Origin of the sequence: Alkalimonas collagenimarina, assembly GCF_030717845.1 — a bacterium.
GTDB lineage: Bacteria > Pseudomonadota > Gammaproteobacteria > Enterobacterales > Alteromonadaceae > Alkalimonas > Alkalimonas collagenimarina.
The window spans coordinates 121,738-135,748 of record NZ_JAUZVZ010000005.1 but is presented as its reverse complement, the minus strand read 5'-3'; the positions used below and the strand labels follow the sequence as shown (position 1 = coordinate 135,748).

Sequence of the window (14,011 nt, the reverse complement as noted above, 5' to 3'; positions counted from 1 at the left end):
CTCACTTCTGTCCAATTAAACCTATATCAAAAGGCGTGGCCTGGTAGACATAATAATTCAACCAGTTACTGAATAACAAAAAGGCATGGCTTTGCCATAACTTGAGCGGCTGTTGCTTTGGATCATCGTGTGGAAAATAGTTTTCTGGCAATTTTGGCGTTAAACCTGACACCAGATCCCGTTGATACTCCTCGGCCAGCGTGTTGACATCATACTCAGGATGCCCGGTCACGAAGACACGACTGCCGCTGCTGTTTTGTAGTAAATAAGGCCCGGTCTGATCCGACTCGGCCAGAATATGCAACTCGTCATGCTGGGTAAAGCGTTGCTTCGGTACTTGAGCATATCGTGAATGCGGTACCCAAAACTGGTCATCAAAGCCACGGACAAGTGGGCATAAAGGCTGCGTTAACTGCTGTGGATAGACGCCCGACAGCTTTTCGCCACGTATTTCACGCTGCAATCCGTAATAATGATACAAGCCTGCATGCGCCGCCCAGCACAAAAACAAGGTTGACGTAACATGGCTATCTGCCCAGCTCAAAATTCCTTCCAGCTGATCCCAATAGGTGACATCTGCATAGTCTACCAACCCCAAAGGAGCACCGGTAATAATCAACCCATCGTACTTTTCGGCCGTTACCTGAGAAAAATAACGATAAAAACAGTTTAGATGGCTTTCAGGGGTGTGCTTACTTTTATGATCATCGAGCCGCAGTAATTCAACATCCACTTGCAAAGGGGTATTGGCCAGTAAGCGTAACAACTGGATCTCGGTGGTGATCTTGTCGGGCATTAAATTTAAAATGGCAATGCGCTGTGGCCGGATATCCTGACTGGCCGCCCGGCTCTCGGTCATTACGAAAACATTTTCGGCCGATAAAGCGCCAACAGCAGGCAACTGATCAACAACTTTTATGGGCATAACTGCTCCGCTCCCGGACAAACAATGTGCGAAGTGTGCGTAAAAACCGGTAAAATGTCAACTTCTAAACGTATAGACGTCTATAGAATCACAATAAAGCGATAACGAATGCTATGGGAAAGTCCAGCTTACCACTGCAGTGACATCAAGCACTCAACACAAAAGTGCCAGCTCGAAAGCTGGCACTTATTATTTATGATTGATCAATTGACTGTGTATCTATCAGACAAGTGGAGCTTACTCTTCAATCGGTAGCTCTGTTTCCTTTTCTGGCGTTGGACGTACCATTTTTTCAGGTTTTAACAATAAACGGCTACGTAATTCAGTTTCAAGCTCAGTCGCCATTGCAGGGTTTTCCACCATAAACTTCATCGCATTGGCTTTACCCTGACCAATTTTATTGCCCTGATAGGCATACCAGGCACCGGCTTTATCCACCAGTTTTTCCTGTACCCCTAAATCAAGCAACTCGCCCTGCTTATTGATACCCTGGCCATAGGTGATGATGAACTCAGCCTGCTTGAAGGGTGGAGCCACTTTGTTCTTGACCACTTTAACTCTGGTTTCGTTACCGATAATTTCATCACCATCTTTCACCGAGCCAATACGGCGTATATCCAACCGTACCGAGGCATAGAACTTCAGCGCATTACCGCCGGTGGTGGTTTCCGGATTACCAAACATCACACCAATTTTCATGCGGATCTGGTTGATGAAAATACACAAGGTATTGGAACGTTTAATATTTGCAGTCAGTTTACGCAGTGCTTGCGACATTAATCGAGCTTGCAAACCCATGTGGCTGTCGCCCATATCGCCTTCAATTTCTGCTTTTGGTGTTAAGGCGGCGACGGAGTCGACAATCACGATATCAACCGCCGCAGACCGAACCAGCATGTCGCAAATTTCCAGCGCTTGCTCGCCGGTATCTGGCTGAGACACAAGCAAATTATCGACATCGACACCCAATTTCGAAGCATAAATCGGATCCAGTGCATGTTCCGCATCGATAAAAGCACAGGTTTTACCTGCCTTTTGCGCTTCTGCCACCACTTGCAACGTCAGTGTGGTTTTACCGGATGACTCAGGCCCGTAAATTTCAACGATACGACCATAGGGCAAGCCGCCTATGCCTAACGCGATATCCAAACCCAGTGAGCCGGTGGAAACCGATTCAATATCCAGGGCGGTGCTATCGCCCAACCGCATAATGGAGCCCTTGCCAAACTGGCGTTCAATTTGGCCTAAGGCAGCCGTAAGTGCTTTTTGTTTATTGTCGTCCATTGATGACTCCGAAAAATTCAGTGATGGCTTGATGACTGTATGAGCATACAGTAGTTTAGTTTGCAGATGCTGTCAACAATCGAATGCTTTGCTGCAGAGCAAAATTGATCGATTGCTGTCTGATTTCTGTGCGGTCCCCGTCAAAGTGCAGTTGATTGCTGGTGCAAACCCCCTTCAGCCAAAAGCCAAAACAAACGGTTCCAACCGGCTTGTGTTCACTGCCCCCACCCGGCCCGGCAATGCCTGAGACCGCGATCGCCAGATCGGCACTCGCCGCCTTGGCGGCACCCGCAGCCATCTCTTGCACAGTTTGCAGACTAACGGCGCCAAATTGTTGCAATGTCTGCGGTGGTACCGCTAATAATTGCTGTTTGGATTTGTTACTATAGGTAATAAAACTGCGGTCCAGATACGCAGAGCTGCCGGGAACTGCGGTCAGGTGATACGCAATACCACCACCGGTACAGGACTCAGCCGTTGTTACCGTCAGCTGTTGTTGTATTAAGAGCTGGCCCAACTCGCTCGCCAGTTGTATGGTATCGACCAAGGCTGTCATCAGCAATCCATAGTAGGGAATTTAACACCATTATGCCGTCCAACACCACTTCTGGGCAAGAAGCCAGTCCACACACCCCGATGATGCAACAATACCTTGGGTTGAAAAGTCAGCACCCGGATATTTTATTGTTTTATCGTATGGGCGATTTCTATGAGTTGTTTTTTGATGATGCAAAAAGAGCCGCCAGCTTACTGGATATATCCTTAACCAAGCGGGGGCAAAGTGCAGGCCAACCGATCCCAATGGCTGGTGTGCCCTACCATGCGGTCGAATCCTATCTGGCGCGTCTGGTTCAGCTGGGAGAATCCGTCGCCATTTGTGAGCAGGTAGGCGATCCAGCTACCAGCAAGGGCCCAGTCGATCGCAAAGTAGTTCGTATCGTCACGCCAGGCACCGTCACCGACGAAGCTTTGATGCAGGAAAGGCGTGATCACCTGTTGTGTGCGGTCAGCCACAGCAAGGGCACCTACGGTATCGCCTGGCTCGATATCAGTAGCGGCCGCTTTATGTTGAACCAGCTGCAGCAAGAAAGCGACCTGCTTGCTTTACTTCAACGGCTTGAACCAGCGGAACTGTTGTACCCGGAAGACTATCCCTTACAACAGCAGCTACCGGCTTCATGCAGTTGCCGTCGCCGCCCAGTCTGGGAATTTGAACTGGATACGGCCAAGCGCCAACTGTGCCAACAATTTGCCACTCAGGATCTACTTAGTTTTGGCGTTGAGGATGCCCCCATCGGTCTGATGGCAGCCGGTTGCCTAATGCAGTATGTGAAAGATACCCAGCGCAGCCAGTTGCCTCACATCCGGGCGATTGCACGAGAGCAAAATGAGCATTTTATGGTGCTGGATGCAGCGACCCGCCGCAATCTGGAGCTAACACAAAACTTAGCAGGGGGCCATGAGCATACGCTGGCATCGGTGTTGGATCAGACTCAGACCGCCATGGGCTCAAGACTGTTACAACGTTGGATCCATGCTCCGCTTCGCCAGCACGCGGTGATCAACCAGCGCCTGGATGCAGTCAGTGCATTGCAACCGGACTACCCGGAGCTACAGCCTCAGCTAAAACAAATAGGCGATATTGAGCGCGTCATTGCCCGACTGGCGCTTCGCTCTGCCCGGCCGCGTGATTTTGCCCGCTTGCGTCAGGCTTTACAGCAATTGCCTTCATTACAACCCTTACTCACAAGCTGGCAAAGCCCGTTACTTCGGCAACTCAGCCAGCAAAGTCAGCCCATACCAAGCATCGCCGATTTACTGCAGCAAGCCATTGTTGAGCAACCTCCGGTTCTGATCCGCGATGGCGGTGTGATTGCGTCTGGTTACCATGAGGAACTTGATCATTGGCGTGCATTAGCCACCGGTGCCACCGACTATCTGCAGCAATTAGAAGTGCGCGAACGTGAGCGGACGGGTATCAGCTCACTGAAGGTGGGCTTCAACCGAGTGCATGGCTATTACATCGAAATTGGTCGAGGTTCCGATCATAAAGTGCCAGCAGATTACATTCGGCGGCAAACCTTAAAGAATAATGAACGCTTTATTATTCCAGAATTAAAGGAATACGAAGACAAGGTCCTGGGCAGTCAGAGCAAAGCACTGGCGTTGGAAAAACAACTGTATGATCAGCTATTCGATGCCATCTTACCCCAACTGGCCGAACTGCAGCAGCTGGCCGCAGCGCTGGCTGAAATGGATGTGCTGGCGACCTTCGCTGAGCGGGCCGATGCACTGAACTATCATCGGCCAGAACTACAAACTGAGATTGGTATTCAGATAGAACAGGGCCGTCATCCCGTAGTTGAGCAAGTGATGAGCGAGCCTTTTATTGCCAACCCATTGCAGCTATCCACTAAGCGTCGTATGTTGTTGATCACCGGCCCTAATATGGGTGGTAAATCCACCTATATGCGTCAGACTGCGTTAATTGTACTGATGGCTTCTATCGGCTGTTTTGTCCCGGCAGAGCAAGCTCTGATTGGGCCAATTGATCGTATTTTTACCCGGGTCGGTGCCTCCGATGATTTGGCCTCTGGCCGCTCTACCTTTATGGTAGAAATGACGGAAACGGCCACCATTTTGCATCATGCCACCGAGCACAGCCTGGTACTGATGGATGAAATAGGCCGCGGCACCAGTACCTACGACGGCTTATCGCTAGCCTGGGCTTGTGCCGACTATCTGGCACGACAATTAAAAGCCATGACCTTATTCGCCACCCACTATTTTGAGCTGACCCAATTGGCTGAACAATTGGAAGGTCTGGCTAATGTGCATGTCGATGCCGTCGAACATGGCGATACCATTGCCTTTTTGCATCAAATGCAAGAAGGCGCCGCCAGTAAGAGTTTTGGCTTGCAAGTAGCCCAATTAGCCGGAGTTCCTAAAGCAGTGATCCAGCAAGCAAAAGTAAAATTGCAGCAATTGGAGCAACAAGTGGATCGAACATCAACCGATGGCCAACCTGGCCCCACAACACCTCAGGTACAGTTAGATTTAATGCCCGGGGAGCATCCGGTATTGCAGCAATTACGCAGTATCAACCCAGATGAACTCAGCGCCCGTCAGGCACTGGATTTGCTGTACACCCTGCAAACGCAGTTGATAAATTAATTGGATGTCGATAGCTTTGCTATCGCAGAAAAAAAGCGCCGTTCGGCGCTTTTTACTTGGTTTGCGCTATTATGTAGCTGTTGCACAGGAAAAATTTTAGGGGAGCAGGTATTCTGCTCTCCTATGACGATTCGAACACCTTCATCATTAAAATGGCTGATTGATAAATACCAGAAACAGCGTCAGCAGCTTACTGCAGTTGAGGATTCAATTGCTGAGTTAACCGTAAAACGTGAAGTCTTGCGGGATTGTATTAACTCTTTGGCTAAAGTAATTGAGATACATGAAGTTCCTATTTCAGCTGTAGACATCCCCCCATTACGAAAAAACATGAAAAGAACCAATTTAGCTTATGGTTTAGTGACCAAGCTAATATATAAGTATCTTGGTCTATTGCCTGTTGACCAGGATGCTTCAGTTTCAGAGTTTTTTTACTTCATATTAGAGCAGTCAGGATGGCACAACTATGATCCAGAGAGCATCCGTCTGTTTCGAAAGGCAGTAAGACAGCGCTTACAAAATATGGCTTATCAAGGAAAGCTTCAAAGAACCCAGTTCGGCTCCCATCATTCAGAAGCACGTTATCGCGCTAAAAAATAAATTGACCTCATATTCAGATTTTTCCATGCAACTATAACTTAAATAGGGCGATTGGTATCGCTCTATGCTAAGTCACGTTTTGATATCTGAAAACGAGAGGTGAACTAGTTCATTACTTATTTTCGTTAAATAGTAATTCACTTCCTCTCCTGACACCCTCACCATAACCTCTCCACCAGCGTGAATAGCCAACAATCAGAGAGCGCCTCAGTGCATCAGTGAATCGGAAGCCTTCAGTAGTTCTCCGATGATCTTCTCGCCATGTCATCTCGTTGCAGTAATCAAGCATGTACCTAGCCATCATCCGATGAAAAGTACCGTATTCACTCCTCCTAAGTCGGCTGAAGAACGACTCTGCTTGATTATTATTTACACCGTCAATTGTTGAGTACTCCTTTGAGTGTTCTACTGTCTCGTGAATGAACCGTGATGAAAACATCGAATAAGCAGGGCATTCGTCTGTTCGCACCAAAGCTCCTTTTTCAATGTAATTCTGGGCGATAAACCTAGCCGCACTGTCATCTTCTGCTTTTGCCAGTAAGCATCTTGTCCTGACCCCGCCTAAACCAGGTGTTACTTGCCTAACAACCATTACTATTCGGCGGTTTCTCTTCTTTCTCTCAAAATTTGCTCGAGATATTTTACTGCGCTTTGCCCCTTGGCTTTTGCCAAGCTTTATTTTTTCAGCAATGGCTTCTGGCTTAGCTTTGTTTCTAAATTGTCCACTTCTGGGCTTACCTCCGAAGTGTCCACCATCGACATGCACCTCCCCAGACATAAGAGCTTTATCTTCAGTTCTCATTAGTGCCTCACGCAATTTATGGCAAAATATCCAAGCAGTTTTATACGCAACACCCAGTTTTCTCGATAATGATGAGGCTGAAATACCATTTGGACTTGATGTAAAAACGAACAACATAAGCAACAATTTTTTGAATGAGAGTTTTCTGTCAGCCCAGATGGTTTTTGTTGTCACACTGAAATAAGCATCACAGTGCTTACAACGCCATTGCCTCCGGCTGGCTCGGAAAAAGTGCTGATCTATTGCACCACACGATAAACAGGACTGAGTTGTTTGATTGCCCCATCTAATTCCACAAAAAAACTTGAACGCATCATCTTCTGACATCTCGGCTATGTCCATTATGGATAGATCCCTAACGGCGCTTGATAACAACCAATGTTGAGACATATTACCTCCCCCTGCCATTTTCTCGGCAAAGCCTTGCCTCTACCGAGAAAAGTCAGCATAGAAAATTAATTAAAATTCAGTTGGTTGAGGCGATAAGTTGCCGCACGAACGCAGGAAAAGAGCTATTCGTGTTGACAACTTAATGTGAAAGGGACAAAATCGTGAGTATCAAAGGGTTTCGCATTTCTTTGATAAATCACTCAGGCCAGATGTTACCGCATCTGGCTTTTGTGTTTCCGGCCTCATTTAATTCATGCTCTAGCTATTCATAACGCCCTCCATTTGACAGGTGTAACAATTAATCTTTAATGGATTTTAAGGTTTCATTTGCTAGCCAAATGGCAATGTCTCTGACCAAGGCGAACTTTCCTCGCCTATTTTCTATGGTAAAAATCCTTACAGGCACAGTATTCCGAGATAAGGCCTGCCTGAAAGCTTCAACTGAGCGATAGCCCAATGAACACCTCAAAGCCTCGCCAGTGATGACTGGCGAGTTATGCAATTTCAGTAGCTGGTTCTCTATATGCGCTACTAGTTTCTGGAGTTCTTCTTCATCACGCAAAATCGAATTCCTTGCTTTGATGTGACAGAGCAAGACTAACGGTGATTAAAGTGTTTTAATATGGTTTTTCTAAGACATGAATGACCAGTGGAATCACCTCCATGAATTTGTATCAGACTGATTTTACTTATCTATTTTTTATCAACGATAATTTGGCACAGGTCATGCCAAATTTTTTCGCCTCCAAAATATGTTTACTTTTTCTGACTACAAGAAGCTAGAACCGGATATCAGAGCTATTGCGACTCGATATTGGACTGAAGTTGTTAAACAACGGCTTGGCGTTACTACGCCTAATCAGATACTAGCGAAACACCTGGGTGAAGAAATCACTTCTATACCAGGTTGGTCGAATAATTCTTCAAGGTTCTGGAATAGAATGTTGCAGGGTAAGGCGTTGCTCAGAGAAAACAACGCTGACAAAACGGATGGTTTACTACCAGGGACAAAAGCAATTTTTACTCATTCGCTGTGGCAGTTGCTTGGCAGCAACAGCTTTGAGCAGGTATTTATCAACAAAGTGCTGTTATCTCTTTCCCCTGAAATCATAGGCTGTCTCTTTAAAACAAATTCAGATGGGAGTATGCACCGGAAAACAACATTGAGCACAAAAACAGTCCAATTTCTATGCTCTTTAAATAGCCTAGATGCTTTAACTTGTTTACTGGCACTTAGCTTGGCGGCAAGGAATGAAGGCCAATTATCAATACAGTTGCGTTACGAAAGGGGAGCGCTGTCTGTTTTTCTCAGAATGGTTACATTAACGGAACTGAAGATTGTAGCTGTTCCCCTTTATGATCTGATGAGCTATGCATTTAACCAAAATGACAATGATGCTAAAAGAGTGTCGGCATTACACAAGAGCCTGCCCATTCCTACTCGGATACTGCCTAGCCAAGACTCAAATATCGCAAGGGCACTCAGCTCTTACAAGATAATATTAACTTTGGCGAAAGAGAAAGGACTGATTTGTGACAATTTTCAAGAGCAGTTAATTCTGCTTAATCAGATCAATCACGCTAATATCGCAGATATACTAATGGAGATAGTAGCTGTTGAACGACAGCGTGGAGCAGAGTGCATAAGAAACATTGCGTTATCTAATGCCCTCACTGAGATTGAAAAGCACAGGCGGAAAACTCTTGTTTGAAGAAATGAGACGTTGCAGTAGTAAATCCGGACATTACATTGTTATGTGGGGGCTCCGGTGCCGCCACGTCGATAATTGAGCCATTACATTGTTAATGCGGGGCTGCTCTGCCGCCGCGTTATGGTGATATCCTCTTTTACAGGATATTTAAAGTGAGTAGAGCGCTACAGGAATTACGACTTCTTTTCAGCTAAACGAGCTTTACGTTTTGCAAGCCTACTTTTTGCAGCATAAAGACTGACCTTTACACCATTGGGCGCCGGGCTTGTTCTCATTGACGATTTCAAAGTGTGATCCATGGCTCTGCCTCGGAAATAGGAATTAATTTCTTGCTCAATAAACGTCCGATAGTCTAAACCAGTTTGTTGTGTATTGTCAAAAGCTCTTCGTCCCCAAATCTTTTTCTTTACTGGCGCACCAGAGCACTTATCCCAGTGGAACGCATAATTAAGAGCCCTATCAATATTACAGCCATGGACACTTAAGTACCTGTGTCGCTTAGCGTAGTAATAAAAATTAGAAGCAAATATCCCACCAGAACCAGTGTGAGCAATGCCATAATGCCAGTCGAAGGCGTAACCATCCTCATCTAGGTGCCTTCCTGAGTGTTCATCAATGGCTAAGCACCCAAATACATCGTCTGGATCAAGACGGTCATAAAACCTTAAAAAATCCTCTTCACTAATCACTTGAATTAGAAGTGCTTGTTCAAGAATTATAGGTAGATGATCACCAGAAAATAAGTAAAGCTCTTCGTTAGCATAGACGTATTTTCTCGTTATTGTCTCTACCGGGTAGTCAAACATATCGGTCCATCGAGAGTCGATAGCTGCAAACTTGCAAGCTTTAAAAATAGCTGTTGTCATAAAAATTTATCTGATTAAAGTACCTTTTTTATGTCTGCATCTTATCTAGGCTGGTAGATATTCGCAAACAATCAGCTATGGAGCTGGTATTAGCCTAGCTCCAACCAAATTGATATTGAAAGTGTTTGATGATTAGACGCGGTTATTAAACTCGCGGAGAACAAGCGGACTCTTCACCTTGCCAAAAAATAACCACCCGACTTTTTTTGGTAAAAAAATCTCTGGAAATCCATGCGATCGGTAAGTTTTTGTGGTAAAGTTTTGGTGATTTTTACCGATTCAGCCAATAAAGCTTACCAGCCTAGGTGATTTATGGAAGATAAAATAATTTTAAAGTTGATTGACGCAGCTTTGAGTGGCAACGAGAACTTAGGACAGATAGCAGTTAGACAGTTTGCCTCCAAAATTAGGACTGTAAATTCTATTTTATATCAAGATATTACTAATAGACTGCAATTTGTTGCAACAAGAAGCACAGGCCTGAAAAGCAAACCTTTACCGTTAGATGCTGATACGAGACAGACTTTAGTCAGAGTTGAAGATCCTATTTTGCTTGATACCGCTCCTGTATTTGCGAGTGATGTTGAAGAATCACTTGAACAAATTTTACTGGAACGACGCCATACAGAAGAATTGCTGAGAGAGGGAATTTTCCCTGCTCGCTCGGTGATCTTTAAAGGTGCTCCAGGAGTTGGAAAGACGATGTCTGCGCGCTGGCTAGCTAAAAATTTAGGCTTACCTCTCTTTACTCTTGATTTAGCGACAGTCATGAGCAGTTTTCTTGGTAAGACAGGTAGTAATGTTAGAGCTGTTTTAGAGCATGCGATGTCTACTCCTTGTGTCTTACTCTTGGATGAGTTTGACGCAATTGCTAAGCGAAGGGATGATGACAGGGAGCTAGGTGAATTAAAGCGTTTAGTTACAGTTTTACTTCAAGCAATAGATGACTGGCCACCTAACTCTTTACTTATTGCAGCAACTAACCACAGTGAGCTGTTGGACCCTGCTATATGGAGACGTTTTGATGTAGAGATAGAGTTCCCAATGCCCTCAATAGAAATCATTGAGAAATATCTTGTCGAATATTGGCCTGAAGCATTAAAAAGTGGCAGGATTGCAAAGCACTTCGCAGGGATGTCATTTAGTAATATTGATAGAGAGCTACGACAAGCTAAGCGAGAAAGTATTATTTCAAATTTTAATTTGAAAATTAGGGAAGCGAATACAGATGGTATTAGTATGTTGACTGATAAAGATCTTAGTTCAATGTCTAAAGAAGAGAGAAATAATTGGATTATAAGACTTCATAAAAAAGGGGAATCTCAGCGTTCAATTTCTAGCATACTTAACATTAGTCGACCGACTGTTAAAAAGGTATTGGAAGAAAACATTCAAGCATAAGGACCGCTCACATGAAGAACTTTATAATTGGCTATGGTGAAACGCTAACTAGACGCGTAGAAATAAAATCAGGATCTGGACCCAAAGCTCACCCATACTCATTTGCAGAGGCTCGCGATAAGCTTGTTTCTGATCTAGCTCGCATAATTAAAGAAATTGATTCGAAGCCGGTACAGCAATGCGCAAATGGGGAAGTAGTTATAAAGTTCATACAGCACCCTTCTTATCTTGCAAAATCATACTATCCAACTCAACTTTTTAAAAAGTTTGGAATTAAGGATGTTGGTTCAAAGTCAGTTAAGGTTAAACCACGCAAGTGGGCAGTAACGAAACACCCAGAGGAAGGGTTGGCATCATGTATTTTTGTTTCTGGAAGTCGCACAACGTTTGAAGCAATGTTAAACAGTATAGCGCATGATCACCTTCCAGAAATAACAGAAACAATTATCAGATCTATTGAAGAAGTAAGCTCATTTAGCGCCATCGAGAAAATAAAAGCTATTGATGAAGACTCAGACAACCTAAAACTGGAGGTTGTTTTGCATGCGGAATCAATTGACGAGCCAGTTCATAAATCTTTTACAGAGTACGCTACCTCTTTAGGGGGCCATGTAGACTGGGTGCGTTCTAAGTCAGTGGGTGGGCTAACATTTCTTCCAGTGCTTTTACCTAAAGGGCTAGAAACAGCGCTAGCTGAATTTTCTCATTTACGGGTGCTAAGAAGTGTTCCAAAACTGCGGATAAATAGGCCTGATGCAATTCGTGCCACGATAAATGAAGCATTCACATTACCTGAATACCAGCCTTTAAATCACGACTTTAAGGTCTGTATTTTTGATGGTGGCCTTAGTTCTGATAACGTTATTCTACCTTGGGTTAATGAATTCATTCCCCCCGATGTAACTAGTTCACATCCAGGTTTATTAGCTCATGGTGGTGAAGTCTGCGCAACTTATTTATTCGGTCCATATGATGCTAACAATAAATCCTTTCAAGCTCCTTATACAAACGTAGATATAGTAAGAGTTTTGTCTCCAGAAGATTCAGATCCTGATTTATTTGATGTGTTAACACGAATAGAGACTGTCTTAAAAAAGAAGATATATAAATATGTCAATCTGAGTTTAGGTCCTCGATTACCAGTGGAAGATGATGACGTGCATGTTTGGACCTCTGTAATCGATTCATTGCTGCAAGATGGTCATTGTTTCGCCACTGTAGCTGTTGGAAATGATGGAGACTTAGAAGGAGGTTATGCGCGTATTCAACCGCCTAGCGATATGGTGAACTGTTTTGCAGTCGGCTCTGCAAGCACTAACAATGAAAATTGGGATCGAGCAACATATAGTTGCAAGGGGCCAGGAAGAAGCCCTGGGATGGTAAAACCTGATGGCATCATTTTTGGGGGTTCAGACGATGATTTATTCAAAGTCTATTCCCCACAAACCCACTCGATTATTGGCACTCAAGGCACTAGCTATGCGTCTCCATATGCTCTAAGAGTTGCTGCGGGTATTGATGCAATAACTGACTTTGCTTTAAGTACATCCACTGTAAAAGCTTTGATGATCCACCATGCAGTCAGGGAGGATAAAGAAATTACTGATGTCGGTTGGGGAAGGTTACCAAATTCGCCTGAGGAAGTTATAGAGTGCAAAGATGATGAGGCTATTATTGTTTATCAAGGCGAATTAAAAGCTTCTCAACACTTGAGAATTCCAATACCTATTCCCGAAGGAGCAAACTGCAAATGGATCCACTTGAAAGCAACTTTTTGTTTTAACGCTAATGTGGATCCTGAGCATCCCCTTCATTATACCCGAAGCGGATTAGTCGTCACATTTCGAGCAAATGAAGATAAAGTAAAAGATGGCGCAGATCATGCGGATACAAAAACATTTTTTTCTACAGATAATTTGTATGAAACTGAAGAGACATTGAGAGAGGATGCTCACAAGTGGGAAACATGTATTTCAAAATCTCACAGGTTCAAAAAGTCTACACTTTCTGCCCCAGTGTTCGATGTGAAATATCATGCAAGAGAAAAAGGTGGTGATTCAACTGGCACAAAATCACCACTCGGTTATTCATTAATTCTATCGATACGTGCAGAAGGTGAAACCAAGACTTACAACATGGTTTTACAACAGAATCAGACTCTGCAAGCTGTTAAGGTTTCTAATAGAGTCAGGATTCAATAAGTATTATATATACGACTGTTACCGTATTTGATATTGGAGTTTTTCCGTGGATGAGCAGATTGAAAAGCGAATTAAGAAAGCTTTTGAAAATAAAAAATATGAATGGAGAACGATTCAAGGTGTAGCAACAGAAAGTAATGTTAGCCAAGAAGATGTTCGCATCTACTTGTCCTTACATGGGGATGAGATAGTAAAATCTTCAGCTCGCAATTTAAAGGGTGAGACGCTCTATACTTCAAGGGAAAATTATAGGGGTCGCACTGGAATTGGATTACGCCTTTCATCTGTAATCAGAAATAGAGGAGCCTAATATTGTGGAGTTTCTAAGCGTTATTAGTTCTTCTGTTTGGTTTGCAATGGGCGGAGCATTCTCCATAAAACTTTTGGAGCTAGCCGAGCTACATAAGCTGCCTGCCGTGGAACGTCCTGATTTGAAGGATTGGGTCTATTGGGTGCCTTTCGTTGTTTTACCTATACTTGGCGGAGGCTTAGCTTATGTGTATGTTTCTTCAGATACTTTCTTAAGCCCGATTTTGGCTGTGAATGTTGGGGTTTCAGCACCTTTAATGCTTCGGGCTATGGCTCAAGCATCTCCCCTTGAGAAGTCTGTTGTTAACACACCAGAGGGAGCATGAGCTTGAAATAAAAAGCTCATG

The 14,011-nt window shown here is 44.3% G+C and carries 13 protein-coding genes; 7 read left to right on the top strand and 6 right to left on the bottom strand.

Features of this window, described 5'->3' with window-relative positions; translation table 11 throughout:
* Position 1 precedes the first annotated feature (1 nt).
* The 3 genes from Q3O60_RS04825 to Q3O60_RS04815 form a co-directional block, all read right to left on the bottom strand.
* Positions 2–925 (bottom strand): homoserine O-succinyltransferase, encoded by a 924-nt coding sequence (locus Q3O60_RS04825; RefSeq protein WP_305892779.1) that lies wholly within the window; start codon positions 923–925, stop codon positions 2–4.
* A 237-nt stretch (positions 926–1,162) separates the two neighbouring features.
* Positions 1,163–2,209 carry a recombinase RecA gene (gene recA / locus Q3O60_RS04820; RefSeq protein WP_305892778.1) on the bottom strand — a complete coding sequence of 349 codons (1,047 nt, stop codon included), beginning with the start codon at positions 2,207–2,209 and terminating at the stop codon, positions 1,163–1,165.
* A gap of 55 nt (positions 2,210–2,264) precedes the next feature.
* A complete protein-coding gene (locus Q3O60_RS04815) occupies positions 2,265–2,765 on the bottom strand; it encodes a CinA family protein (protein ID WP_305892777.1) in 501 nt (166 codons plus the stop codon).
* A 32-nt stretch (positions 2,766–2,797) separates the two neighbouring features.
* Between Q3O60_RS04815 and mutS the strand changes: the two genes are divergently transcribed.
* Together mutS and Q3O60_RS04805 are read left to right on the top strand one after the other, a co-directional pair.
* Entirely contained in the window at positions 2,798–5,383 is a 2,586-nt protein-coding gene (gene mutS, locus Q3O60_RS04810) for a DNA mismatch repair protein MutS (protein WP_305892776.1), read from the top strand.
* Positions 5,384–5,983, top strand: a complete 600-nt coding sequence (locus Q3O60_RS04805; RefSeq protein WP_305892775.1) for a hypothetical protein — start codon at positions 5,384–5,386, stop codon at positions 5,981–5,983.
* Positions 5,984–6,095: 112 nt separating this feature from the next.
* On the opposite strand, the gene Q3O60_RS04800 is transcribed toward Q3O60_RS04805, so the two are convergent.
* Positions 6,096–7,112 (bottom strand): IS1595 family transposase, encoded by a 1,017-nt coding sequence (locus tag Q3O60_RS04800; protein WP_305892774.1) that lies wholly within the window; start codon positions 7,110–7,112, stop codon positions 6,096–6,098.
* A gap of 361 nt (positions 7,113–7,473) precedes the next feature.
* The gene (locus Q3O60_RS04795; protein WP_369812632.1) at positions 7,474–7,737 is read right to left on the bottom strand and encodes a hypothetical protein; all 264 of its coding nucleotides are present in this window, start codon (positions 7,735–7,737) and stop codon (positions 7,474–7,476) included.
* 190 nt (positions 7,738–7,927) lie between these two features.
* On the opposite strand from Q3O60_RS04795, the gene Q3O60_RS04790 reads away from it, so the two are divergent.
* On the top strand, positions 7,928–8,887 hold the full coding sequence (locus Q3O60_RS04790; RefSeq protein WP_305892773.1) for a hypothetical protein: 960 nt from the start codon (positions 7,928–7,930) through the stop codon (positions 8,885–8,887).
* A 173-nt stretch (positions 8,888–9,060) separates the two neighbouring features.
* Here Q3O60_RS04790 and Q3O60_RS04785 read toward each other — a convergent pair whose 3' ends face one another.
* On the bottom strand, positions 9,061–9,753 hold the full coding sequence (locus Q3O60_RS04785; protein WP_305892772.1) for a hypothetical protein: 693 nt from the start codon (positions 9,751–9,753) through the stop codon (positions 9,061–9,063).
* Positions 9,754–10,065: 312 nt separating this feature from the next.
* Between Q3O60_RS04785 and Q3O60_RS04780 the strand changes: the two genes are divergently transcribed.
* From Q3O60_RS04780 to Q3O60_RS04765, 4 genes are read left to right on the top strand one after another with little or no spacing between them, the layout of a single operon-like run.
* On the top strand, positions 10,066–11,154 hold the full coding sequence (locus Q3O60_RS04780; protein WP_305892771.1) for an AAA family ATPase: 1,089 nt from the start codon (positions 10,066–10,068) through the stop codon (positions 11,152–11,154).
* Between the two features lie 11 nt (positions 11,155–11,165).
* Positions 11,166–13,355, top strand: a complete 2,190-nt coding sequence (locus Q3O60_RS04775; protein WP_305892770.1) for a S8 family peptidase — start codon at positions 11,166–11,168, stop codon at positions 13,353–13,355.
* 46 nt (positions 13,356–13,401) lie between these two features.
* Positions 13,402–13,665, top strand: coding sequence for a hypothetical protein (locus tag Q3O60_RS04770; RefSeq protein ID WP_305892769.1), 264 nt, complete (start codon positions 13,402–13,404; stop codon positions 13,663–13,665).
* 4 nt (positions 13,666–13,669) lie between these two features.
* Entirely contained in the window at positions 13,670–13,990 is a 321-nt protein-coding gene (locus Q3O60_RS04765) for a hypothetical protein (RefSeq protein ID WP_305892768.1), read from the top strand.
* Positions 13,991–14,011: the final 21 nt, after the last annotated feature.